Raw genomic sequence first — 22424 nt, forward strand, 5'->3', positions numbered from 1 at the left:
CTTCCCCAACCCAACCCTCCCTGCGCCAGGTGGTGGCCGACGCCAGCGCCCGCCTGGGCGGCATCGACGCCCGCCACGAAGCCGAGCTGCTGCTGATGCATGTGCTGGAGCGTCCACGCAGCTGGCTGTTCGCCCATGCGACCGATCCGCTGCCGGCAACGGCGCAGGCTGCCTTCGAGGCGCTGCTGGCGCGTCGCGCCGCCGGTGAGCCGGTGGCCTACCTGACCGGCCGGCGCGGGTTCTGGACGCTTGATCTGCGGGTCGATGCGGCGACCCTCATCCCGCGTCCGGAAACCGAACTGCTGGTGGAGCTGGCGCTGGAACGCCTGCCATCGGACCGCCCGCTGTCCGTGGCCGACCTCGGCACCGGCAGTGGTGCGATCGCCCTGGCCCTGGCCAGCGAGCGGCCGCTGGCACAGGTGCTGGCCACCGATGCCAGCCCCGGTGCACTGGCCATGGCTGCGCGCAATGCCGCCCACCATGAACTGCGCAACGTGCGTTTCGCTGAAGGTGGACAGGACTGGTACGCACCGCTGCAGGGCGCGCGCTTTGCACTGATTGCCAGCAATCCGCCCTACATCGCCAGCGAAGATCCGCATCTGCAGCAGGGCGACCTGAGGTTCGAGCCGGCCAGCGCGCTGGCGTCCGGCATCGACGGACTGGACGATATCCGCCGCATCGTCGCAGGCGCGCCCGAACACCTGCAGCCGGCGGGCTGGCTGCTGATCGAGCACGGCTGGGACCAGGGCGCGGCGATCCGCACGCTGTTCGATGCGGCCGGTTTCGCCGACGTGCAGACCCAGCAGGACCTTGAGCAGCGTGATCGGGTCACCCTCGGCCGGCGACCGGCCTAGAATGGGGGTTCTCCTGCCCCGGCAGGGCATCACCCTGGAGCTGCAAGCATGCGTACGCTGTACCCCGCCATCACCCCCTATGACGTCGGCACCCTGAAGGTCGACGACCGCCACACGCTGTACTTCGAGCAGTGCGGCAATCCGGATGGCAAGCCGGTGGTGATGCTGCACGGCGGTCCGGGCGGCGGTTGCAGCGACAAGATGCGCCAGTTCCATGACCCGGCGAAGTACCGCATCATCCTGTTCGACCAGCGCGGTGCCGGCCGTTCCACGCCGCATGCGGATCTGGTGGACAACACCACCTGGGACCTGGTGGCCGATATCGAGCGGCTGCGCGAGCATTTGAACGTGGACCGCTGGCAGGTGTTCGGAGGCAGCTGGGGGTCAACCCTGGCGCTGGCCTACGCCGAAACCCATCCGCAGCGCGTCACCGAACTGGTTCTGCGCGGCATCTTCATGCTCCGCCGCTGGGAGCTGGAGTGGTTCTACCAGGAAGGCGCCAACCGCCTGTTCCCCGATGCATGGGAGCACTATCTGAAGCCCATTCCGGTGGTTGAACGCCATGACCTGATCTCGGCGTTCCACCGTCGCCTGACCAGTGAAGACGAGGCGACCCGCCTGGAAGCAGCCAAGGCCTGGGCCGTGTGGGAGGGTGCGACCAGCTTCCTGCATGTGGATGACGACTTCATCAACAGCCACGAAGACCCGCATTTCGCGCTGGCCTTTGCCCGTATCGAGAACCACTACTTCGTCAATGGTGGCTTCTTCGAGGTGGAAGACCAGCTGCTGCGCGACGCGCACCGCATCGCCGACATCCCGGGCGTGATCGTGCATGGCCGCTACGACGTGGTGTGCCCGCTCGCCAATGCCTGGGACCTGACCAAGGTGTGGCCGAAGGCGAAGCTGGAAATCACCCCGGCATCGGGCCACTCCGCGTTCGAAGCGGAGAATGTCGACGCGCTGGTGCGCGCCACGGACAGCTTCGCGTAACACGCCGGTAGCGCCGGGCCACGCCCGGCGGCATTGCGATCTGTTGCCGCGGTCTGACTCGCCGGGCATGGCCCGGTGCTACCAGTCCCCTGCAAGCAGCGCGTCGGCCAGCACCTGCAGCTTCGGCGAGTGCTGGCGCGAAGGTGGGTAGATCAAAGAGAGTTCGCGGCTGCGGCCTTCATACGGTTGCAGCACGCGCAGCAGACGGCCGTCGGCCAAGGCGTCGGCCACGGCGAAGTCCATTACCTGCACGATGCCGATGCCGGCGATGGCGGCTTCCACCAATGGGTCGCCGCTGTCGAACACCATCCGCGTCGGTGGCGTGAACTCGCGTAGCTGGCCGTCCTGAAGGAACTGCCAGTCCACCAGGCGGCCACTGCGCAGGTTGCGCACGGCCAGGCAGGCATGCCCCGCCAGTGCGGCCACATCACCCGGTGCACCGCGCCGGGCAAGGTAGTCCGGGCTGGCGACGGTCACCCAGCGCAGCGGTCGCAGGGGCCGGGCGACGATGCGCTGGTCGGCGATGGTGCCGGTACGCAGCGCGGCGTCGAACCCCTCTTCGACCAGGTCGACCAGGCGATCGCTGAGCACGGCTTCGACCTGCAGTTGTGAATGGCGCTCCAGCAGCGGCGCCAGCAGGGGCACCAGCACCTTGCGGCCGAACATCGACGGCGCACTGATCTTCAGCGTGCCCGACGGCGTGCAGGGGCGATCGGCAAGCTGCCGTTCCGCGTCCTCCAGTCCGCACAGCAGTGGCGCGACCTGTTCTACAAACTGGCGCCCATCCGGGGTCAATGCCACGTTGCGCGTGTTCCGCTGCAGCAGCTTCACGCCCAGGTCCACCTCGAGCCGGCTGATCGCGCGCGACAGCCCGGATTGGCTCAGGCCGAGCTGGCCGGCAGCGACGGTGAAGCTGCGTGCTTCGGCCACCTGCACCAGCATGCGCACCGCGTTGAGGTCCATCGATGATCCACTCATGCAGAAAATCATGACAGATATGGCGGGTGAGGGGTTTATTGATTCCGCTGCATCAATGAGACTGCGCTCCCGCTTCAGTCCAGACCACCGATGCCTCCCCTCAAATACCCGCGCTGGGCACTGACCCTGCTGGCCACCGCCCAGCTGATCATCGCCCTGGATGCCACCATGATCTTTGTCGCGCTGCATGACATGGGCCGCGCGCTGCAGATCAACGCGCAGCAGCTGCAATGGGTGGTCAGTGCCTACACCGTGGCCTTCGGCGGCAGCCTGCTGCTGGGCGGGCGTGCCGCCGACCTGATCGGCCGCCGCCGCTTCTACCGCCTGGGCATGCTGTTGTTCGCGGTGGCATCGCTGCTCGGCGCGCTGGCGCCGAATGCGGGCCTGTTGATCATCGCGCGCGCAGCGCAGGGCATCGGTGCCGCGCTGCTGTTCCCGGCAACGCTGGCCCTGATCAACACGCTGTATGAAGAAGGCCCGGCCCGCAACCGCGCGCTGGCGATCTGGAGCATGGCCAGTGCAGTGGGTCTTGCCTTGGGTACGCTGCTCGGTGGCGTACTCACCCAGGCCTTCGGCTGGCCGGCCGTGCTGGCGGTGATCGTGCCGCTGGCCACCGCGTGCGCGCTTGCCGCCGGTGCGTGGCTGCCGCCCGATGCTTCGCGCCCGCAGGGCCGTTCGTTCGATCTGGCCGGCTGCATCACCGTGACCCTGGGTGGCAGCCTGCTGGTGACCACGCTGGTACAGGGCCCCGAATGGGGGTGGACGGCGCCCGTCACGCTGGGCTGCCTGGTGCTGTCGATACTGATCCTGTTCGCGTTCGTGCAGATCGAGCTGCGCAGCCGCGATCCACTGATGCAGTTCGCGCTGCTGCGCCTGCCGGGCCTTCGTGCCGCCCTCGGCCTGACCTTCGCTTTCATGAGCAGCTACGGTGTGCAGTACTACTTCATGGCGCTGTACTTCCAGGACGGCTACGGCTGGAGTCCGCTGCAGGCCGGCCTGGCATTCCTGCCGGCCACGGCGGTGTGCACCGTGGGCATCCAGCTTGCCGAGTGGACGCTGCAGCGCTGGAGCGCGCGCAGGGTGCTGGTGATCGGCAACCTGGCCGGTGCCGTCGGCATCGCCTGGGTGGCGGCGGCACTGCCGCATGCCTCGAATTTCTGGCCATTGCTGCCGGGCGTGGTGGTGTTGAGCATCGGCCAGGGCATGACCTGGACCGCGATGTGGATCGTGGCGGGTCAGGGCGTGCCGGCGGCGCAGCAGGGCGTGGCGTCGGGCATGGCGGCCACCGCACAGCAGATCGGCGGTGCGCTGGGCCTGGCGGTACTGGTGATGGTGGCCAACGCCGACGTGGCAGCTGCCGGCTCTCCGGATGCGCTGGCCGGGCTGGTGCGTGCGGAGTACGGCGCCGCAGTGTTTGCACTGCTCGGCGTGGTCATCGCGCTGGCCCTGCGCCCGGCGCCGGTCGCCCCGGCGGTCCCCGCCTGCCTGGCCAACGACGCATGATCGACCTGCAGGATGACCCGGTAGCGCCGGGCCATCCCCGGCGAGGCGCAACGCGACGGTGAATCCTCCAGTGCCGCCGGGCATGGCCCGGCGCTACCGGGCCCGGATGGCGTTACACCGATGCCAGCAGCCGTGGCTGCAACGCGCTGAAGATCCGCGCCAGCCGCTCGGCCCACGCCTGCTGCCCGGCCGCGTCGGCGATCAGGTCCTGACGGATCTCCAGTTCGACGTGCACCAGGCCGCGCCCTTCGCCGTGCACCGGTACCGCGTAGTCGCTGGTATTGCTTACCGAATACGGTTCGTTGTCACCGACCACCAGATCGCCTTCGTCGCGCAGTGCCTGCAGCAGGGCGTGGGCAAAGCGCGTGTCCTGGTGGTACAGCACGCCGGCATGCCATGGCCGCAGCGTGCCGTTCATGGAGGGAGTGAAGCTGTGCATCATCACCAGCAGGGTCGGGCGGCCGGCTTCGCGGCGCGCATCCAGTTCCGCTTCGATGCGGGCGTGATAGGGCGCGTGGATCGCGTCGATGCGCTGCTGCCGTTGTGCGGCCGACAGGCCGGCGTTGCCCGGTACCACGGTGTGATCGCTTGCTTCCGGAATCAGGGTCGGCGATGCCAGCGGACGGTTGCAGTCGATCAGCAGGCGCGAATAGGTCTGCTCGATGGCCCAGGCATCCAGCCGTTCGGCCAATGCACGCGTGGTGCCGGCGATGCCGATGTCCCAGCCGATATGGCGGTCAAGTTCGCGCTGCGGCAGGCCGAGGCCGGCCAGTGCGCGCGGTACCTGCTGCCCGGCGTGATCGGCCAGCAGCAGGTACGGCGAAGCGCCCTGCGGCCGGTGGATGGTGTAGATCGCCGGGTCGTCAGCGCCCAGCAATGCCGGCAAGGTGTGCAGGTCGGCGTCAGCCACGCGGGCGCCCGTCCAGGTGATGTTCGATCATCCACAGCCCGGCCCAGAGCTTGGCATCGAGCTCGTAGCCTTCGCCCATCTTCTGCACCAGCCACGCGGCAGCCTGCTTGAGCGGGACCTCGTGCACCGTGATGTCCTCGCTGTCATCGCCGCCGCCTTCGCCGATCCGGCGCAGGCCGGTGGCGCGCACGAAGGCGATCTTCTCGCTGCTGGCGCCTGAGGAGGTCGGGCCGATCATCAGCACTTCGGCGTACTCGGCGGTCCAGCCGGTCTCTTCTTCCAGTTCGCGTACCGCCGAGACTTCGATCGACTCGCCGGCATGGATGTCACCGACCAGCCCGGCCGGCATCTCGATGGTCGATGCCTGCAGGGGCACGCGGAACTGCTCGACGAACAGCACCTTGTCCTCGGGGGTGACGGCGATGATGATCGCCGCCAGGCCACCGGCGTGGGTGCGTTCGCTGTACTCCCAGGTGCCGCGTACCAGCATGCGCTGGTACTTGCCTTCATAGACGACACGCGGGGCTTCGGTATTGCGCTGGCTCATGCGGGCTCGCCGGAATTGGAAAAGGAGGGAGTGGGAAGCGGGTCGGCCATGCCGGCGGCGTTGAACAGCCGGCGGCGGGTCATCGGGCCGAAGCGCAGGGTCTGGCACAGGCCGCCGAGCAGCTCCGGGTCGGCCGTCTGCCGCAGCAGGCCGGGTTGGCAGCCTTCCAGCGGCGCGTCCAGCGCGATGGTGGTCAGCTGCCGCCAGAGCAGGGCATGCTCGCGCTGCTCGCGCAGGCGTACCGCCATCTGCGCTGCGCCGCGCAGGCGCAGGAAGGGCACTTCGTCCAGACGCTCGTACAGCACATCCAGGCTGCCGAAGTGGGCCAGCAGGACCGCCGCGGACTTGCTGCCGACGCCGCTGATGCCGGGAATGTTGTCCACCGCATCGCCGCACAGTGCCAGGTAGTCGGCGATCTGGTGCGCATGCACGCCATGCCGTGCTTTCACCCCGGCCACGCTCCAGCGCTGGTTGCGCGCATAGTCCCACTGCTCGTCGTGGTCCAGCAGCAGCTGCGACAGATCCTTGTCGGCGGAAATGATGACGCCGCGGTGGCTGCCGCGGTGCACATGCAGGGCGCTGCCGATCAGGTCGTCGGCCTCATAGTCGTGATGGGCAAGCACGGCCAGACCGAGCGCCGCGCACAGCGCCTTGCAATGCACGAACTGGCGCTTCAGCGCCTCCGGAGCCGGATCGCGGTTGGCCTTGTACGCCGGATACAGGCGATGGCGGAAGCCGCTGTCCAGCGCCTCGTCAAAGGCGATGGCGATGTGCTGCGGACGCTCGCGCTCCAGCAGGTCCAGCAGGAAGCGCGCGAAGCCGTGCACGGCATTGGTCGGCCAGCCCTGCGCATCCTGGAACTGGTCGGGCAGCGAGTGCCAGGCACGGAACACGTAGATGCTGGCGTCGACCAGGTACAGCGCCGGCGCCGGTGCCGGCAAGGTCATGCCGGTGGCGTCCAGTCGCGCAGCAGGGTGGCTGGATCCGGACGCTCGCGCTCGGGCACGTCGGCGCGGGCGGTACCGATATGGATGAAACCGGCGATGCGCTCGCCGTCGACCAGCCCCAGATGGGCGTGTACGGCCGGGTCGAACGCCATCCACGCCGTCAGCCACTGGGCGCCGAAGCCCAGCGCCTGTGCGGCCTGCAGCAGGGCGAAGCAGACGCATCCAGCGGTCATCAGCTGCTCCTGCTCGGGCACCTTCGGGTCGGGGCGGGGGCTGGCTACCACCACGATCACCAGCGGCGCATGGCTGAAACGCTGGCGATCCTTCTCGAACACAGCCTCGCCGGCATTGGGATCGCGCTGGCGGCTTCGCTCGGCCAGGAACGCGCCCAGAGTGTGACGCGCATCGCCGGCAATCTTCAGGAACCGGAACGGCACCCGCTTGCCGTGGTCGGGCACCCGTACCGCCGAGGAGAGCATGCGCAGCAGGGTCTGCGGGTCCGGCCCGGGTTCCCCCAGCTGCCGCGAGGGCACCGAGCGGCGGGCATCGAGGGCAAGCAGGGCGGCGGGGTCGGGCATGGCGTCTGAACCGGTCATCACGGGCATTTGATTATAGTCGCGGTGGTCGATGACGCCGTGGCTGCGACGTCTGTCCCCTCACTATCAAACTGTGATGAACATCATGCCACTGGCGGCAATCCGACGCCGGCTTCCTCTCGCCTCGCGGGCCTTGCACGGCTTACGATATCCCTCTTGCCGGGCCGTGGGTCACGAGGTTTGAAGTGAGGACTGTTTCACTGTCCGTGAGGGGCGGGCCGGCCTACCATCGACATATCGGTACATGGGGTGTGCCGGTCGTCGCGATGTCCATGTTGTCTGTCGCACCAGAGAAGGTGGGGAGCCTTCCCGAATGATGAGCGCGCCCACACCGTTGGGAACGTCGGGTCGTGACCCGGCCCAGTTCCAGCTTGCCCGTGACGCCGTCCTGCCCGCGCTGTGCCAGGCCTTCGGGGCGGCACTGGCGCGCTTCGACGACGCCCTGTTCGACCGTGCCGGCAATGCCGGCGCCTCGCAGCTGCTGTTCCTTGATGCGATGCGCGAGCTGCGCCGGCGGCGCGAGGAGATCGCGGCGGCCTTTGCCGGCCACCTGCAACGCGCCTGGGCGGCTCTGGTTGCCGGAGAGCCACTGTCGGCGGATGCGACCCTGTCCGGCCCGGCCGAGGATGGCCTGAGCCTGCTGGCCGAGCACGTGCTCGAATCGCGGCTGGCGGTGCGCAACTTCGCCACGGTGCTGTTGCGTGATTTCAAGCCGGTTCTGGCGCGGCTGGACCGTCGCCTGGGCTGGCTGGCCGGCGATGTACCGCTGGATGCCGACCTGAACCCGATCAGCCCGGAACACCTGGGCGTGGCCATCCACGAGGCCTTCGCCGGCTGCGAACTGGCGCCGGAAGTCCACCTTGTGCTGATCAAGCTGTGCGAGCGCGACCTGCGCGCGCCGGTCGGCCGCATCTACGACAAGCTGGACGAGCAGCTCGCGGCGGCCGGCGTGATGTCGCAGATGGGCGCGGTGCGCCGCACCCCGGCGGCCCCGGGCCCGCGTCCACCGCAGGGGCTGGACGATCTGGTCGAACAGCGCCCGGTGCCGGGGTTCGACAGCGATTTCAGCGATGACGAGCAGGCCGCACCGGCGTGGGCGCAGCGCTTCGCCGCGCGCTGGTCCGAGCGCCGCGGCCACCTTCAGCAGGCCGGTGGGGACGGTCCCGGCGCCGCCGGCAGCGAGGCCTATGGCCAGCAGGGGATGCTGCTGGAAGCGCTGCAGGAACTGCTGCAGCAGACGCGCCACGTGCGTGAGGACGCAACATCGGCCGCGCAGGTGGCCGTGGGCCAGCAGCGCCCGTTGAGCCAGCGCGAGATGATGTCGGTGCTGTCGCTGCTGCAGGCGACCCCCAGCGCCACGCTGCGTGCGGCGATTGGTGAGGATGGTGAGTCGCTCGCGCAGCGCCTGAAGAGCGAGGTGTTGTCCAGCGCCACCCGGCTGGGCGTCGACCCGGGCCAGACCCGCCTGGATCCGCAGGACGAAGACGCGATCGACCTGGTCGGCATGCTGTTCGATGTCATGCTGGATGAACGCGAACTGGAGGGTCGCTCGCGTGAACTGATCGGCCGCCTGGTGGTGCCCTTCGTCAAGGTCGCCATGCTCGACCGCCGCATGTTCGTGCAGAAGACCCATCCGGCGCGCAAGCTGCTCAATTCGTTGGCCGAGGCCTGCGAAGGCAACACCGGCGAGAGCCAGGCCGAGCGCATGCTGATGGCCAAGGTGGAGGAGATCATCGAACGCCTGGTCGCCGAGTTCAACGAGAACCTGGCCATCTTCCTCACCCTGGAAGAGGAGTTCCGCGACTTCCTGGTGCAGCACCGTCGCCGCGTTGAGATTGCCGAGCGGCGCGCAGCGGAAACGCAGCGCGGCCAGGAAAAGCTGGAAATGGCCCGCACGCGCGCTGCCACCGAGCTGGATCGCCGCATCGGTGATGCCACCCTGCCACCGGCCATCGCCGAGTTCCTGCGCCAGCCGTGGCAGCACCACCTGACCCTGGCGCTGCTGCGCGAGGGCGAAGACGGTGCATCGGTCGCCGAAGCCCTGGCCCTGGGCGATGGCCTGCTGGAGGAAGTGGCCGAAGCGCGCCGGCAGATCATCGGCAAGCCCTGGCTGCAAGCCTGGCAGCCGGTGCTGGCCAAGGTGTTCGCCAGTGTCGGCGTACACGGCGATGCGGCAACCTCGGCCATCGATGCACTGCATGACACCCTGCAGGGCATCGCCGAGTCGCGGCCGGAGCTGGAACGTGCGCTGCCGGAGCTGCCGCAGGTTGTCCTGCCCATGCCGCCGGTTGCGGACTCGCCGACGGTGGAACTGGGCAGCCAGGTGGATACCGACGATTTCGACAATGCCGATGCCGATCGCTTCCGCCGGATGGAGATCGGCAGTTGGCTGGACTTCGTCGACAAGGACGGCAAGGTGCAGGCCGGCAAGCTGTCCTGGGTAAGCCCGATTTCTTCCCGGCTGCTGTTCGTCAACCGGCGTGGCGTGCGCTTCTGCGTGGCTTCGCCGGAGGAACTGGCGGTGATGGTGCGGCTGGGCCGCCTGCGTGCGCATGTCGACGATGGCGCGTTTGACAGCGCCATGCAGGGCGTGATCGACCGCCTCGACCCGGGCAACGCCACCCTGCACTGAGCGGGAGCCGCCTGCTAGGATCGGGAAAACTCACCGATCAGCGGGGACCTGCATGGCCGTGGCGTTGCTGGGGATCAAGGAGACCGCGCCGGGCGAACGGCGCGTAGCGTTGACGCCGGAGACCGCGCGCAAGCTCGCCGCACTGGGCGTCACCGTCTGGTACGAAACCGGTGCGGGCGAGGGCGCCGGTTTTCCCGATGCCGCCTATCAGGACGCGGGCGCACGTGCATTCGATGACGGTCGCTGGGGCGAGATCGACATCCTTCTGTGCGTGCAGGCGCCGCCGGCGCAGGTGCTGGCCCGGCTCAAGCCGGGCGCAGCCGTGGTCGGCCTGCTGACGCCGGCCAGCGATCCGACACTGGCGGCGCTGGCCAGCGAGGACCGCCTGCTGCTGTTCCCGCTGCAGCTGTTGCCGCGCACCACCCGTGCGCAGGCGATGGATGTGCTCAGTTCGCAGGCCGGCATGGCGGGCTACAAGGCTGCGCTCATCGCAGCCGAGCGTGCACCGCGCTTCTTCCCGATGCTGACCACCGCGGCCGGTACCGTGCGTCCGGCCAAGGTGCTGGTGATCGGCGCCGGCGTTGCAGGATTGCAGGCGATCGCTACTGCGCGCCGCCTCGGCGCCCAGGTGGAAGGCTTCGATGTGCGGCCGGAAACGCGCGAGCAGATCCAGTCGCTGGGCGCACGCTTCCTCGACCTGGGCGTCAGCGCGGCCGGCGAGGGCGGCTACGCGCGGGCGCTGACCGAGGAAGAACGGGTCGAGCAGCAGCGGCGGCTGGCCGACCATCTGCGCAGCGTCGATGTAGTGATCTGTACCGCAGCCGTGCCGGGCCGTCCGGCACCGACCATCGTCACTGCGGCGATGGTGGAAGGCATGGCGGCGGGCAGTGTGATCGTCGATCTGGCGGCCGAGAGCGGCGGCAACTGCGCGCTGACCCAGCCGGGGCAGTGCATCGAACACCAGGGCGTGACCATCGATGGACCGCTGGGCCTGGCCAGCCGGGGTGCGACCCAGGCCAGCGAGATGTATGCGCGCAACCTGCTCAACTTCGTTGCCCTGTTCGTACGCGAAGGGCAGCTGAGCTTCGACTGGGAAGACGAACTGCTGGCAAAGACGCGCTGGCAGGCGTGAATGACATGGGGTCAGATTCCTCTGCCTCTGGCAAAGGGATCTGACCCTTATATATCCCGAAGGCTTACCGCGGCTTTGCCGGTGGCGGGTTGTCCCGCACCCAGTCGCGACGCTCCTCCGGCGTCATCCGGGACCAGCGATCGCGCAGGGCGTCGCGCTGGGCAGGGGGCAGCTGGCGCATCTGCCCGAACAGTGCGCGTGCCTGTTCACGCTGTTCCGGGCTCATGTGCTCGAACCGGCGCAGGCCACGGCGGGCCTTGTCGCGCTCTTCCGGGCTCATGGACTGCCAGCGTTGGCCATGGGCCAGCATGCGCTGGCGCTGACCGGCATCGGCGCCGTTCCAGCGATCGCGCAGCGGGGCCAGCAGCGCCTCGCGCTGGGCGGGGCTGAGCTGATCCCAGGCGGGCAATGGCGCGCCGGGAGCGGGCGCACGGGTCTGCGCCAGCGCCGGTGCTGCAGGCAGCAGCGCCAGGGCGATCAGCAGGGGCAGGGAGAGATGTCGCAGCATGATTCACTCCATCGCCAGGTCGGTGTCGCCCAGCCACAGGTACAGATCAGGATTCTCGTCGTACAGCGCGCTGTTGTCTTCCACTGCGGCAACGGTCGGTACCGGCGCTGGCCGCGTCGGCACGTCCGGACCGGTGAACTGCACGCCGATCCCCAGCGCCACCACCAGCGAGCAGGCGCTGGCCAGCCACCAGCGCCAGCGCCCACGATGGGCTGCATGGGCGCCTTGGCGGGCCTGGCGCAGGCGCGACAGCGTTGCCGGCGACAGCGCCTGCAGAGAATGCGCATGCAGGCGCCGCAAGGCGTCATCGGAGGGCAGGGAGCGGTTCACGGGGGGTTCTCCAGATAATCCTGCAGCGCCTGCCGGGCGCGTGCGAGATGGGTCTTTACCGCGCCTTCGCTGCAGCCCATGGCGCGGGCGGTGGTGGCGCCGTCCAGTTCCTGCAGCACGCGCAGGGTGAACGCTTCGCGCTGGCGGGCGGGCAGCGTACGCAGCGCCTGCACCAGCTGCTGGTACTGCTGGTGCTGCTCGTGCGCCTGCGCCGGGGTAGGGCCGGGGTCGGCCCAGTCGATGTCGGCACCGTCGGCATCCTGGTTGTCGCGCCAGAACGGCAGGCGGAAGCGGCGTCGGCGCTGCAGGTCGATCACCCGCCGGCGCAGGATGCTCCAGAACAGGGGCGCCCATTCGCTGGCGGGCTTGTCGGCATAGTCCAGCATGCGCAGCAGGGCATCCTGCACGGCGTCCAGGGCATCCTCGCGCTGGCGCAGGCCGGCCTCGGCGAAGCGGAACGCGCGCGGGCCGATGCTCGCCAGGAACGCTTCCAGCGACGCCGGCAGGGCATCGGTGTCGGCGGTCGGGGGGACGGGGCTGCTCACCAGCACAGGGTACGGTTCCTTGCTCGGGGTCACCATCGACAACGCGTGAGCGCGGCCCCGGTTGACGAGGATGCGCGCCGGGTTCAGCCCATGGTTATGATGGGCCGACGAAGACAGAGCGGGAGCGTTGCCGATGAGTGACGGGTTCGTGGCGCTGTACATCTTCATGCTGGCCGCCATCGCCGGCCACGTGATCATTTCGCGGGTGCCGGTGATCCTGCACACCCCGCTGATGTCGGGTTCCAATTTCATCCACGGCATCGTGCTGATCGGCGCGATGGTAGTGCTCGGCCACGCACAGACGCCGCTGGAAAAGGCCTTGGGCTTCATCGCCGTGGTGCTCGGTGCCGGTAACGCCGCCGGCGGCTACGTGGTCACCGCGCGCATGCTGGAGATGTTCAGGCCGAGCGCGCCGCGGGCAGGCAAGGACGAACCGAAGGAGCCGCAGGCTTGAACATCAGCACCGTCGAACTGCTCGATTGGCTGGTCAAGGCCAGCTACCTGGTGGCCGCCACGCTGTTCCTGCTCGGCCTGCAGCGGATGGCCTCGCCGCTGACCGCGCGCAGCGGCATCCGCTGGGCCGGGCTGGGCATGCTGCTGGCCACCGCGGCCACCTTCTTCCTGCCCGAGCTGCACAACGTGCCGCTTATCCTGGTCGCGCTGCTGCTGGGTGCCGGCCTGGCCTGGTGGTCGGCCGGCAAGGTCGCGGTCACCGACATGCCGCAGATGGTCGCGCTGTACAACGGCATGGGCGGTGGTTCGGCGGCGGCGATCGGTGCGGTCGAACTGCTGCGCTACGCCTTCCTGGCCCATCGCGATACCACGCACTGGAGCGAACAGGCGCTGGCCGACCTTGCCGCACGCCAGCCTTCCACCACCGTGCTGCTGCTGGCGGTGGTCGGCGCCGCGATCGGCGCGGTGTCGCTGTCCGGCTCCGTGATCGCCTGGGCCAAACTGGATGGTCGCCTCGACAAGCGGGTCATCTGGCCAGGGCAGCAGGCGTTGAACCTGGGGGTGGCGCTGGCGGTGGTGGTGCTGGCCATCGTCGCGGCCAGCACGCTCAGCACCTGGGCGATCATCGCCTTCTTCGTGCTGGCACTGGCGCTGGGCGTGCTGATGACGCTGCCGATCGGTGGCGCCGACATGCCGGTGGTGATCTCGCTGTACAACGCATTCACCGGTCTGGCGGTGTCCTTCGAGGGCTACGTGCTGGGCAACGAGGCCTTGATCATCGCCGGCATGATGGTCGGCGCGGCGGGCATCCTGCTGACCCGCCTGATGGCCAAGGCGATGAACCGGCCCATCCGCAACGTGCTGTTCTCCAATTTCGGGGGTGGTGCAGGCGGAGAGGCACAGGCGATCACCGGCGCGCAGAAGCCGATCGAGGCGGCCGATGTGGCGGCAATGATGGCCTTCGCCGAGCGCGTGGTGATCGTGCCCGGTTACGGCATGGCCGTGGCCCAGGCCCAGCACAAGATCTGGGAACTGGCACAGCGGTTGGGGCAGCGCGGGGTCAAGGTGAAGTTCGCCATCCATCCGGTCGCCGGGCGCATGCCCGGGCACATGAACGTGCTGCTGGCCGAGGCCGGCGTGCCGTACGACCTGATCGCCGACATGGACGACATCAATCCCGAGTTCGCCAGTACCGATGTGGTGCTGGTGATCGGCGCCAACGACGTGGTCAATCCGGTCGCACGTACCGATCCGGCCAGTCCGATCTACGGCATGCCGGTGCTGGACGTGATCAACGCTCGCAACGTGGTGGTGATCAAGCGCGGTCGCGGGACCGGCTTTGCCGGGATCGAGAATGCGCTGTTCTACGCCGACAACACGCGCATGCTGTATGGCGACGGCGCTGAGGCGGCGGCGTCGCTGGTCAGCGAGCTGAAGGCGCTCGACGGCGGGCATTGAGCTGTAGCGGCAGCGCCGGGCCTGGCCCGGCGCTACCCGAATCAGGTGCGATCAGCGCGCCAGCCAGGCGCCGACGGCCACGCCGATCGCCAGCCACAGCCATTCCATCGCGCCATTGGCCAGGTTGATCAGCGTCCAGGCCAGATGCGGGCCCATGCGCAGCGAGGCATCCCAGGGGTTGAGCCCCATCGAGCCGCCCATCCAGGCGCTGGCGATCGCCCAGTTCGCCACCGCCGCCACCAGCAGCGTGCCGGCCACCACCAGGGCCACGCGAAGACGGCCGGGACCGAGTGTGCCCAGACGCAGCATGAACACCAGTTCCAGAGCGGTCAGCACCGCCATCCAGCCGACCTGGCGGCCGGTCATCAGGGCCAGCAGCATCCAGGCGAGGGGAGCAACAACCAGGCCCAGCAGCAGCATGAAGGGCCAGAGCCAGGTCACGGTCCTGGCACGCGCGGCATTGGAGGACATCGAAGCTTCCTGAAAGTCACCCACAGGATACTGTGGTTTGCCGCGGTGCACCGGCGGGCGCAGGACGGCTGGGCTAGAATGCCGTCTTGCGTGGCCATGGCCACGGCCCCATATCGGTCCCCATGTATTCCCGTAGCAGCGAACCTGTCCACTTCGAACGCGATTGCGAGGCCGTGATGGTCCCGCAGGGCGACACCGTGACCCTGCCCGCCGGCAGCTATGGGTACATCACCCAGGCGCTGGGCGGCAGCTATTCGGTATTCGTCGAAGGCAACCTGTTCCGCATCGCCGGCAAGGATGGCGACGCCATCGGCAAGGAAGCACCCGCTCCGCTGGAACTGCCGGCCGACGCCACCGACGAACAGGTGGAGCAACTGGTATGGCAGCAGCTTCGCACCTGCTTCGATCCGGAAATTCCGGTGAACATCGTCGAACTGGGCCTCGTCTACGAGGTCGAGATCAAGCATCTGGACGAGGGCCAGCGCGAGATCGACGTGAAGATGACCCTGACCGCGCCCGCATGCGGGATGGGTGACATCCTGGTCGACGACGTGCGCAGCAAGCTGGAAATGATCCCGACGGTGGCCGAGGCCGACGTCGAGCTGGTGTTCGATCCGCCATGGAACCAGCACATGATGTCCGAGGCGGCCCGTCTCGAGACCGGCATGCTTTGACCCAGGGCCCGCAGTGACGCGGGCCCGGCACTACCCGCAACCAGAACAGGAATCCTCCGGTGTCCCAGTCCATCCCCAGCTTCGCCGTCACCCGTTCGGACCACCCGCGCAGCGCTGAAGAGCGCGCCACGATCCTGGAGAAGCCGGGTTTCGGCCTGCACTTCACCGACCACATGGTGGAAGTGCGGTGGGACAAGGACACCGGCTGGCACAACGCCAACGTGCGTGCCTATGGCCCGTTGCAGCTGGACCCGGCAGCGGCCGTGCTGCATTACGGCCAGGAGATATTTGAGGGCATCAAGGCCTACCGCCACGCCGACGGCTCGATCTGGACCTTCCGCCCGGATGCCAACGGCCGTCGCCTGCAGCGCTCGGCACAGCGCTTGGCGCTGCCGGAACTGCCGGTGGAGATCTTCGTCGAGTCGCTGAAACAGCTGATCGCCGTGGACAGCGCCTGGGTGCCGTCGGCGGATGAGTCCAGCCTGTACTTCCGCCCGTTCATGATTGGCGACGAGGCCTTCCTCGGCGTGCGTGGCGCGCACAAGGCCGGCTATTACGTCATCGCCAGCCCGGCCGGTCCGTACTTCGCCAAGGGCGTGGCACCGGTGTCGATCTGGCTGTCCACCGAATATGCGCGTGCGGCCAAGGGCGGCACCGGCGCGGCCAAGTGCGGTGGCAATTACGCCGCCTCGCTGCTGCCGCAGCAGAAGGCCCAGGCGCAAGGCTGCTCGCAGGTGCTGTTCCTCGACCCGGTCGAGGGCAAGTACCTGGAGGAACTGGGCGGCATGAACGTCTTCCTGGTCTACAAGGACGGCACCCTGGTCACGCCGCAGCTGTCGGGCAGCATCCTGGAAGGCATCACCCGCGAGAGCATCCTGCAGCTGGCCCGCGACCGCGGCATGAAGGTCGAGGAGCGCAAGGTCAGCATCGACGAGTGGAAGGACGGCGTTGCATCCGGTGCGATCAGCGAGGTGTTCGCCTGCGGCACCGCTGCGGTGGTGACTCCGATCGGCCAGCTCAAGGGCGAAGGCTTCTCGGTGGGCGACCTCAACGCGCCGGCCGGCGAAGTGACCATGTCGCTGCGCAAGGAACTGACCGACATCCAGTACGGCCGCCTGCCGGACCGTCACAACTGGCTGGTCAGGCTGGGCTGATCCTCCGCCAGGCTGTAGCGCCGGGCCCATGCCCGGCTGCGCTGTTCCCCGAAGGCCCGTCCCCGCGACGGGCCTTCGTCGTTTACGGGGAAGGCCGGCCGCCGATGTCGGCAAAGTCATCGGTGGACAGGACATCTGCCCAGTCAGGTTCGTGCGCGTGGCGCGAAAGTTCCTTCATCTTCACAAACCCTCGACCCGGAAAGTCTCAGATCGAACATTTCATGTTCCTGAAAAGACACTGAAAATATTGTGGTGTCCGGTTTAGGCCATTAGCGTCATCGGCACGGCGGATCGTAAGGGGGATCCGCTGGCTCGCCGGACTCCGGACCTCGCCAACGCAAGCCAGCCCATGGTTCGGGCCGGTGTTTCTGCCGATTCCGGCATTCACACCACTAGAAAGGGAAATACGATGTCCCAGGTAACGCAACCGCGTGTGCGTCGAGTGTGGGTGGTCCTTGGTGCTTCCGTTCTTTCATCGCTGCTGCTGGCCACGCCTGCGCTGGCCGGTGATGTCCAGCTCAGCGGGCTGCAGTCCGCGCCGACGCACCAGCGTTTCATCGTCAAGTATCGCGACGGCAGTGCGCCGGTGGCCAACACCACCGCCCTGGCATCGTCGCTGAAGACGGCGGCTGCGGGCCTTGCCAGCAGCCAGGGCCGCGCGCTGGGCCTGCAGCAGGTCCGCAAGCTGGCCGTCGGCCCGACCCTGGTCAGGACCGATCGTCCGCTGGACCAGGCCGAATCCGAGCTGCTGATGCGCAAGCTCGCCGCCGACCCCAACGTCGAATACGTGGAAGTCGACCAGATCATGCGCGCGACGCTGACGCCGAACGACACCCGCTTCAGCGAACAGTGGGGGTTCGGTACGTCCAACGCCTCGATCAACGTGCGCCCGGCCTGGGACAAGGCCACCGGCACCGGCGTGGTCGTCGCGGTGATCGACACCGGCATCACCAACCACCCCGATCTGAACGCCAACATCCTGCCCGGCTATGACTTCATCAGCGACGCGGCAATGGCACGCGACGGCGGTGGCCGCGACAGCAATCCCAACGACGAGGGTGACTGGTACGCCGCCAACGAATGTGGCGCAGGCTACCCGGCCTCCAACTCCAGCTGGCACGGCACCCACGTTGCCGGCACCGTGGCAGCGGTAACCAACAACAGCACCGGCGTGGCGGGTACTGCCTTCAATGCCAAGGTCGTGCCGGTGCGCGTGCTCGGCAAGTGCGGTGGCTACACCTCCGACATCGCCGACGCCATCGTGTGGGCCTCCGGTGGCAGTGTCAGCGGCGTGCCGGCCAATGCCAATCCGGCCGAGGTCATCAACCTCTCGCTGGGCGGCGGCGGCAGCTGCTCGACCACCTACCAGAACGCGATCAACGGCGCCGTCGGCCGTGGCACCACGGTGGTGGTGGCCGCAGGCAACAGCAACACCAACGTGTCTTCATCGGTACCGGCCAACTGCCCGAACGTGATCGCGGTGGCGGCCACCACGTCGGCGGGCGCACGTGCCAGCTTCTCCAACTACGGCACGGGCATCGACATCTCCGCGCCGGGCCAGGGCATCCTGTCCACTCTCAACACCGGCACCACCACGCCGGGCAGCGCCAGCTATGCCTCGTACAACGGCACCTCGATGGCAGCACCGCACGTGGCCGGCGTGGTCGCGCTGATGCAGTCGGTCGCACCGAGCCCGCTGAGCCCGGCCCAGGTGGAAAGCATCATCAAGAGCACCGCTCGGCCGCTGCCGGGTGCCTGTTCGGGTGGCTGTGGCGCCGGCATCATCGACGCCGATGCTGCAGTGGCGGCAGCGATCAATGGCGGTGGCAACCCGAACCCGGGCGGCACCGTGCTGCAGAACAACGTACCGGTGAGCGGACTGGGTGCCGCATCGGGCGCTTCGCTGAACTACACCGTCAATGTCCCGTCCGGCAGCAGCCAGCTGCGGGTGACGATCAGCGGCGGCAGCGGTGATGCCGACCTGTACCTGCGGCAGGGCAGCGCGCCGACCGATACCGCCTACACGTGCCGTCCGTACCTGAGCGGCAACAGCGAAACCTGCACGGTCAACAGCCCCGCTGCCGGTACCTGGTACGTACGGGTGAAGGCCTACAGCACCTTCTCGGGCGTGACCCTCAACGCCCAGTACTGAGCCCAAGACCCTCTCCTAGGGCACGCCCTGGCTTCGGCCGGGGCGTTTTCGCATGGGGCCGCGCGGTGGTGCGTGCCGACCTTGGTCGGCACTCCGTTCCTCAAACCGATTCGAAGCGGTTCGCGGCAACGTTCTTGCGCACGTGCTGCGGGTCGAAAATCCGCCCGTTCATCGCGATGTAGACGCCGGCCGGCAGCGACTGTACCGCGCCGATCGCGCAGCCGATGTTGAACTCCGCGTCCGAACCGCGGAAACGTGCCGGACTGAGCGCGCCGGTCATCACGATGGTCTTGTCCGCGATCGTCGCCAGCACCTTGCCGGTCTGCACCATCGAATCGGTGCCATGGGTCACCAGCACATGCCGGGTCGGCTGCGCCGCGATGGTGGCCCGGATCAGCTCGCGGTCCTCATCGTTGATGTGCAGCGAGTCCTTGCGCAGGATCGGAATCACGTTGAAGCGGAACGTCACCCCCAGCTCGCGCAGGATCATGCCGATCTGCGGATCGCCGATCTGGTAGTCCGACTTGTCGTCGAAGTAGATCTTGTCGATCGTGCCACCGGTGGTGACGACCAGGAGCTCTTCCATCATGTGCATGCGCGAAACCAGGACAGGTGCAGCGGCGCGGGGCCGGGAACGCAGATGATACGGCCCGGGAGGCGCAGCGTCAGCGTCGCCTGCCGAAGCGCGCACGCAGGCCCGGCAGGCTGGCGGCGAAGATCACGGTCAGTGCCAGGGCAATCTCGAGCAAGGCCAGCCAGCGCGTTTCCGGGTGGCTCCAGGCGCTCATCACGCCATGGCTGAACCAGCCCAGCGCCAGCACGGAGGCCCAGAACCCTGCCTTGCGCGAGCCCAGGCGCAGGGCGATGGCCAGTGCAAGCGGTGGGGCGGTGAACACCAGCTGGGTGGCCAGCCAGTGCTTGTCGTTGATGAACCAGCCTGCAAACAGCGCGGCCAGACCCATCAGGGCCAGCAGCAGAACCGTACGCGGCGCGGCGTTCATCGGGCCAGCCGCTGCGCGATATCGGCGACGCGACGGCCCAGCGCCCGCGCCAGCACCGCCTCATCATCGGTCGGCTGCGGGTCGTCGGCCGCTCCCGCCACATGGCTGGCGCCGTAGGGCGTGCCGCCGCTGGTGGTGTGGCTCAAACCCGGTTCGGTGAACGGAATGCCGACGATCAGGCAGCCGTGATGCAGCAACGGCACCTGCATGGTCAGCAGGGTCGATTCCTGCCCGCCGTGCATTGATGCGGTCGAGGTGAACACGCCGGCGGGCTTGCCCGCAAGCGTGCCATTGACCCATTCAGCACCGAGTCCATCGAGGAAGTGCTTGACCGGCGCGGCCATGTTGCCGAACCGCGTCGGACTGCCCAGCAGCAGCCCTTGGCAGTCGGCCAGATCCTGCACGCTCACGTAGGGGGCGCCATCGTCGGGCACCGGCGGCTGTGCGGTCTGGGTCACGGCCGCCACCGGCGGCACCGTGCGCAGCCGCGCCACCATTCCCGGCACCTCGCCGATTCCCCGCGCGATCTGGCGCGCCAGCCGTGCCACCGAGCCACCGCGGCTGTAGTAAAGCACCAGGATCTCGCCCATCGTGCCCAGGTCTCCTCATCGTGTGGACGCCAGTATGGCTATCCTGCGTGCATTCCGCATCGGGTACCCTTGCGCCGATGGAACCTCTGGATACGCTCAACCTATGGATGGAACGCGCGCGCGATCGTGCGCGTGCCGCCAGCTTCGGCCGCTTCCTGTGGCACCGCTTTCTCGATGACCGCCTGTTCCAGGCGGCCGCCGCACTGGCCTACACCACGGTATTCGCCCTGGTTCCGCTGGCGATCGTGGTGTTCGGCGTGCTTTCGGCCTTCCCGGTCTTCGACCGCTGGAGCGATCAGCTCAGCGACTATGTCTTCTCCAACTTCGTGCCCAATGCCGCACGCGCCGCCGAAGGCTACCTGCGGCAGTTCTCGGCCAGCGCTGGCCAGCTCACCGCGGCCGGCTTCATCGCCCTGGTCGTCTCGCTGCTGATCACCCTCAACAGCGTGGAAGAGACGTTCAACAAGATCTGGCGGGTCGGATCGACCCGGCCGAAGCTGACCCGCTTCCTGGTCTACTGGACCGTGCTGACCCTGGGCGCGATGCTTGCCGCCGCCTCGCTGGCAGTGTCGGCACGGGTACTGGCAATGCCGCTGTTCGGGACCCAGGAGGGGCGCTGGCTGGCCGACCTGTCGCTGCGGCTGGCACCGGTGCTGATCGAATTCGTCTGCATCAGCCTGATGTTCCGGGTCGTGCCGCACCATACGGTGAAATGGCGGCACGCCGTCCCCGGCGCGATCCTGGCGGCGGTGATCCTGGAGCTGGTGAAGTGGGGCATCGGTGCCTATCTGGGCAGTTTCCAGTCCTACCAGAAGCTCTATGGCACGGTCGCGTTCGTGCCGATCCTGCTTCTGTGGATCTATCTGTGCTGGGTGGCGGTGCTGCTTGGCGCATCGCTGGCATCGTCGATGGCGGCGTTCCGCTACCAGCCGGTCGAGCTGCGCCTGCCGCAGGGCTATGAATTCTATGGGCTGCTGCGCCTGCTCGGCCGCTTCCACCAGGCGCGTGCCCGGGGCAGGGGGCTGGCCGATGACGAGATCCTGCGGCTGGAGCCGATGCTGACCGACTCGCTGCTGCAGGACCTGGCCTGCAAACTGGAGGCCATCGGCCTGCTGCGCCGCGACGAGCGGGGTGAATGGCTGCTCGCGCGCGACCTGGACCAGGTCAGCCTGGCCGATCTGTACGAATGCACCCAACTGCGCATCCCGGTGGCGGAGCAGCATCTGCCCTACCGCGAAGACAGCCTGGGCCAGGCCGCGCTGGCGGCGCTGGATGAACTGCGCCTGCCTCTGCGTGAGCGCCTCAAGCGTCGCGTCAGCGATATCTATCCCGATTCCGGAGACACCCCATGACCCGCACGACTCCGCTGCTGCTGGCAGTTCCATTGGCCGTGGCGCTTGCCCTGGCGGCCTGCAAGCCTGCGCAGGACGCGACCCCGGCCAGCAGCCAGCCACCGGCGCAGGCTCCCGCACCGGCGGCACCGCCTGCGGCCGAGGACACGCCTGCCGAGCGTGTCACGGCCGAGTTCCCCACGTTGAAGATGAAGGCCGTCGATGGCAGCGAGTACGACCTGGCGGCCCATCGGGGCAAGTGGGTGGTGGTGAATTTCTGGGCCACGTGGTGCGCACCATGCCGCAAGGAGATGCCGGAGTTGTCCGCGCTGCACGCCATGCGCAGCAACATCGAAGTGGTCGGCCTGGCCTATGAGGACATCGAGGTGCCGGAGATGCAGTCGTTCCTGACCAAGCATCCGGTGACCTATCCGATCGTGATCGTCGATCCGTTCGATCCGCCGGCGGACTTCGCCACGCCGCGGGGGCTGCCGCTGACGCATCTGATCGATCCGCAGGGCCGGGTGGCCCATAGCTTCCTCGGCCCGGTTACGGCGGCCGACATCGAGAAGCAGATCGCGGCTGCGAAGTAGTGGGTGTGTAGGCAGGGCCTGCGGCCCTGCACCCGCTACGAGCAACGGCAGAAGCAACGGCAACGGCAGACATAC

At 68.1% G+C, this 22424-nt stretch carries 24 protein-coding genes; 12 read left to right on the forward strand and 12 right to left on the reverse strand.

The annotated features are described in order from the left end of the window. The coding region (gene prmC, locus N5J29_RS18625; protein ID WP_279924527.1) for a peptide chain release factor N(5)-glutamine methyltransferase at window positions 1-854 on the forward strand (854 nt) is incomplete at its 5' end. A gap of 48 nt (window positions 855-902) precedes the next feature. Then, window positions 903-1844: a prolyl aminopeptidase gene (gene pip, locus N5J29_RS18630; protein WP_065175985.1), complete on the forward strand. Its 942-nt coding sequence runs from the start codon at window positions 903-905 to the stop codon at window positions 1842-1844. A gap of 78 nt (window positions 1845-1922) precedes the next feature. Here the strand turns inward: pip and N5J29_RS18635 are convergent, their stop codons facing one another. After that, window positions 1923-2807, reverse strand: coding sequence for a LysR family transcriptional regulator (locus N5J29_RS18635; protein ID WP_065182851.1), 885 nt, complete (start codon window positions 2805-2807; stop codon window positions 1923-1925). Between the two features lie 105 nt (window positions 2808-2912). Here N5J29_RS18635 and N5J29_RS18640 point away from each other — a divergent pair, with 105 nt between their 5' ends. Beyond that, entirely contained in the window at window positions 2913-4325 is a 1413-nt protein-coding gene (locus N5J29_RS18640; RefSeq protein ID WP_164152950.1) for an MFS transporter, read from the forward strand. 112 nt (window positions 4326-4437) lie between these two features. Here the strand turns inward: N5J29_RS18640 and N5J29_RS18645 are convergent, their stop codons facing one another. From N5J29_RS18645 to N5J29_RS18660, 4 genes are read right to left on the reverse strand one after another with little or no spacing between them, the layout of a single operon-like run. After that, entirely contained in the window at window positions 4438-5235 is a 798-nt protein-coding gene (locus N5J29_RS18645) for an N-formylglutamate amidohydrolase (protein WP_065175988.1), read from the reverse strand. Beyond that, window positions 5228-5782: an NUDIX hydrolase gene (locus N5J29_RS18650; RefSeq protein ID WP_065175989.1), complete on the reverse strand. Its 555-nt coding sequence runs from the start codon at window positions 5780-5782 to the stop codon at window positions 5228-5230. The genes N5J29_RS18645 and N5J29_RS18650 overlap by 8 nt, the downstream gene beginning before the upstream one ends. Beyond that, entirely contained in the window at window positions 5779-6729 is a 951-nt protein-coding gene (locus N5J29_RS18655; RefSeq protein WP_065175990.1) for a 5'-3' exonuclease H3TH domain-containing protein, read from the reverse strand. The genes N5J29_RS18650 and N5J29_RS18655 overlap by 4 nt, the downstream gene beginning before the upstream one ends. Further along, window positions 6726-7307, reverse strand: a complete 582-nt coding sequence (locus N5J29_RS18660; protein WP_164152949.1) for a nitroreductase — start codon at window positions 7305-7307, stop codon at window positions 6726-6728. The genes N5J29_RS18655 and N5J29_RS18660 overlap by 4 nt, the downstream gene beginning before the upstream one ends. Before the next feature lie 331 nt (window positions 7308-7638). Here N5J29_RS18660 and N5J29_RS18665 point away from each other — a divergent pair, with 331 nt between their 5' ends. Both N5J29_RS18665 and N5J29_RS18670 read left to right on the forward strand, forming a co-directional pair. Further along, the gene (locus N5J29_RS18665) at window positions 7639-9957 is read left to right on the forward strand and encodes a DUF1631 domain-containing protein (protein WP_128988694.1); all 2319 of its coding nucleotides are present in this window, start codon (window positions 7639-7641) and stop codon (window positions 9955-9957) included. 52 nt (window positions 9958-10009) lie between these two features. Further along, window positions 10010-11089: an NAD(P) transhydrogenase subunit alpha gene (locus N5J29_RS18670; protein ID WP_164152948.1), complete on the forward strand. Its 1080-nt coding sequence runs from the start codon at window positions 10010-10012 to the stop codon at window positions 11087-11089. Between the two features lie 64 nt (window positions 11090-11153). Here N5J29_RS18670 and N5J29_RS18675 read toward each other — a convergent pair whose 3' ends face one another. Genes N5J29_RS18675 through N5J29_RS18685 form a run of 3 tightly spaced genes read right to left on the reverse strand, consistent with a single transcriptional unit; the run spans window position 11154 to window position 12508 of the window. Further along, window positions 11154-11597, reverse strand: coding sequence for a DUF3106 domain-containing protein (locus tag N5J29_RS18675; RefSeq protein WP_164152947.1), 444 nt, complete (start codon window positions 11595-11597; stop codon window positions 11154-11156). 3 nt (window positions 11598-11600) lie between these two features. After that, entirely contained in the window at window positions 11601-11927 is a 327-nt protein-coding gene (locus N5J29_RS18680; RefSeq protein WP_053519138.1) for a hypothetical protein, read from the reverse strand. Further along, window positions 11924-12508, reverse strand: a complete 585-nt coding sequence (locus tag N5J29_RS18685) for an RNA polymerase sigma factor (RefSeq protein WP_081284450.1) — start codon at window positions 12506-12508, stop codon at window positions 11924-11926. Before N5J29_RS18685 ends, N5J29_RS18680 begins: the two co-directional genes overlap by 4 nt. Before the next feature lie 97 nt (window positions 12509-12605). On the opposite strand from N5J29_RS18685, the gene N5J29_RS18690 reads away from it, so the two are divergent. Together N5J29_RS18690 and N5J29_RS18695 are read left to right on the forward strand one after the other, a co-directional pair. Continuing rightward, window positions 12606-12926, forward strand: coding sequence for an NAD(P) transhydrogenase subunit alpha (locus N5J29_RS18690; RefSeq protein ID WP_053519142.1), 321 nt, complete (start codon window positions 12606-12608; stop codon window positions 12924-12926). Beyond that, on the forward strand, window positions 12923-14383 hold the full coding sequence (locus N5J29_RS18695; RefSeq protein ID WP_164152946.1) for an NAD(P)(+) transhydrogenase (Re/Si-specific) subunit beta: 1461 nt from the start codon (window positions 12923-12925) through the stop codon (window positions 14381-14383). Before N5J29_RS18690 ends, N5J29_RS18695 begins: the two co-directional genes overlap by 4 nt. A gap of 51 nt (window positions 14384-14434) precedes the next feature. On the opposite strand, the gene N5J29_RS18700 is transcribed toward N5J29_RS18695, so the two are convergent. Beyond that, window positions 14435-14854, reverse strand: a complete 420-nt coding sequence (locus tag N5J29_RS18700; RefSeq protein ID WP_053519146.1) for a hypothetical protein — start codon at window positions 14852-14854, stop codon at window positions 14435-14437. Between the two features lie 122 nt (window positions 14855-14976). Here N5J29_RS18700 and sufT point away from each other — a divergent pair, with 122 nt between their 5' ends. From sufT to N5J29_RS18715, 3 genes are all read left to right on the forward strand, one after another. Continuing rightward, entirely contained in the window at window positions 14977-15528 is a 552-nt protein-coding gene (gene sufT / locus N5J29_RS18705; protein WP_004144911.1) for a putative Fe-S cluster assembly protein SufT, read from the forward strand. 59 nt (window positions 15529-15587) lie between these two features. Next, window positions 15588-16682, forward strand: a complete 1095-nt coding sequence (locus N5J29_RS18710; protein ID WP_053519148.1) for a branched-chain amino acid aminotransferase — start codon at window positions 15588-15590, stop codon at window positions 16680-16682. 409 nt (window positions 16683-17091) lie between these two features. After that, window positions 17092-18834 carry a S8 family peptidase gene (locus tag N5J29_RS18715; RefSeq protein ID WP_053519150.1) on the forward strand — a complete coding sequence of 581 codons (1743 nt, stop codon included), beginning with the start codon at window positions 17092-17094 and terminating at the stop codon, window positions 18832-18834. Between the two features lie 100 nt (window positions 18835-18934). Here the strand turns inward: N5J29_RS18715 and N5J29_RS18720 are convergent, their stop codons facing one another. From N5J29_RS18720 to wrbA, 3 genes are all read right to left on the reverse strand, one after another. Beyond that, the gene (locus tag N5J29_RS18720; protein WP_053519164.1) at window positions 18935-19420 is read right to left on the reverse strand and encodes an asparaginase domain-containing protein; all 486 of its coding nucleotides are present in this window, start codon (window positions 19418-19420) and stop codon (window positions 18935-18937) included. A 79-nt stretch (window positions 19421-19499) separates the two neighbouring features. Next, window positions 19500-19835, reverse strand: coding sequence for a DUF2069 domain-containing protein (locus tag N5J29_RS18725; protein WP_164152945.1), 336 nt, complete (start codon window positions 19833-19835; stop codon window positions 19500-19502). Next, window positions 19832-20425: an NAD(P)H:quinone oxidoreductase gene (gene wrbA, locus N5J29_RS18730; RefSeq protein WP_053519154.1), complete on the reverse strand. Its 594-nt coding sequence runs from the start codon at window positions 20423-20425 to the stop codon at window positions 19832-19834. Before wrbA ends, N5J29_RS18725 begins: the two co-directional genes overlap by 4 nt. A 77-nt stretch (window positions 20426-20502) precedes the next feature. Here wrbA and N5J29_RS18735 point away from each other — a divergent pair, with 77 nt between their 5' ends. After that, window positions 20503-21777 (forward strand): YihY family inner membrane protein, encoded by a 1275-nt coding sequence (locus N5J29_RS18735; protein ID WP_053519156.1) that lies wholly within the window; start codon window positions 20503-20505, stop codon window positions 21775-21777. Further along, window positions 21774-22349 carry a TlpA disulfide reductase family protein gene (locus tag N5J29_RS18740; RefSeq protein WP_053519158.1) on the forward strand — a complete coding sequence of 192 codons (576 nt, stop codon included), beginning with the start codon at window positions 21774-21776 and terminating at the stop codon, window positions 22347-22349. Before N5J29_RS18735 ends, N5J29_RS18740 begins: the two co-directional genes overlap by 4 nt. Window positions 22350-22424 lie beyond the last annotated feature (75 nt).

It is taken from the genome of Stenotrophomonas sp. GD03680, from assembly GCF_029844625.1.
GTDB lineage: Bacteria > Pseudomonadota > Gammaproteobacteria > Xanthomonadales > Xanthomonadaceae > Stenotrophomonas > Stenotrophomonas maltophilia_P.

Bases quoted from the DNA above. Each gene is read 5' to 3' on its own strand.
- pip (WP_065175985.1), top strand. From the start codon at position 903: ATGCGTACGCTGTACCCCGCCATCACCCCCTATGACGTCGGCACCCTG.
- N5J29_RS18635 (WP_065182851.1), bottom strand. From the start codon at position 2,807: ATGGACCTCAACGCGGTGCGCATGCTGGTGCAGGTGGCCGAAGCACGC.
- N5J29_RS18640 (WP_164152950.1), top strand. From the start codon at position 2,913: ATGCCTCCCCTCAAATACCCGCGCTGGGCACTGACCCTGCTGGCCACC.
- N5J29_RS18650 (WP_065175989.1), bottom strand. From the start codon at position 5,782: ATGAGCCAGCGCAATACCGAAGCCCCGCGTGTCGTCTATGAAGGCAAG.
- N5J29_RS18655 (WP_065175990.1), bottom strand. From the start codon at position 6,729: ATGACCTTGCCGGCACCGGCGCCGGCGCTGTACCTGGTCGACGCCAGC.
- N5J29_RS18660 (WP_164152949.1), bottom strand. From the start codon at position 7,307: ATGCCCGACCCCGCCGCCCTGCTTGCCCTCGATGCCCGCCGCTCGGTG.
- N5J29_RS18665 (WP_128988694.1), top strand. From the start codon at position 7,639: ATGATGAGCGCGCCCACACCGTTGGGAACGTCGGGTCGTGACCCGGCC.
- N5J29_RS18670 (WP_164152948.1), top strand. From the start codon at position 10,010: ATGGCCGTGGCGTTGCTGGGGATCAAGGAGACCGCGCCGGGCGAACGG.
- N5J29_RS18675 (WP_164152947.1), bottom strand. From the start codon at position 11,597: ATGCTGCGACATCTCTCCCTGCCCCTGCTGATCGCCCTGGCGCTGCTG.
- N5J29_RS18685 (WP_081284450.1), bottom strand. From the start codon at position 12,508: ATGGTGACCCCGAGCAAGGAACCGTACCCTGTGCTGGTGAGCAGCCCC.
- N5J29_RS18690 (WP_053519142.1), top strand. From the start codon at position 12,606: ATGAGTGACGGGTTCGTGGCGCTGTACATCTTCATGCTGGCCGCCATC.
- N5J29_RS18700 (WP_053519146.1), bottom strand. From the start codon at position 14,854: ATGTCCTCCAATGCCGCGCGTGCCAGGACCGTGACCTGGCTCTGGCCC.
- sufT (WP_004144911.1), top strand. From the start codon at position 14,977: ATGTATTCCCGTAGCAGCGAACCTGTCCACTTCGAACGCGATTGCGAG.
- N5J29_RS18715 (WP_053519150.1), top strand. From the start codon at position 17,092: ATGTCCCAGGTAACGCAACCGCGTGTGCGTCGAGTGTGGGTGGTCCTT.
- N5J29_RS18720 (WP_053519164.1), bottom strand. From the start codon at position 19,420: ATGGAAGAGCTCCTGGTCGTCACCACCGGTGGCACGATCGACAAGATC.
- N5J29_RS18725 (WP_164152945.1), bottom strand. From the start codon at position 19,835: ATGAACGCCGCGCCGCGTACGGTTCTGCTGCTGGCCCTGATGGGTCTG.
- wrbA (WP_053519154.1), bottom strand. From the start codon at position 20,425: ATGGGCGAGATCCTGGTGCTTTACTACAGCCGCGGTGGCTCGGTGGCA.
- N5J29_RS18735 (WP_053519156.1), top strand. From the start codon at position 20,503: ATGGAACCTCTGGATACGCTCAACCTATGGATGGAACGCGCGCGCGAT.
- N5J29_RS18740 (WP_053519158.1), top strand. From the start codon at position 21,774: ATGACCCGCACGACTCCGCTGCTGCTGGCAGTTCCATTGGCCGTGGCG.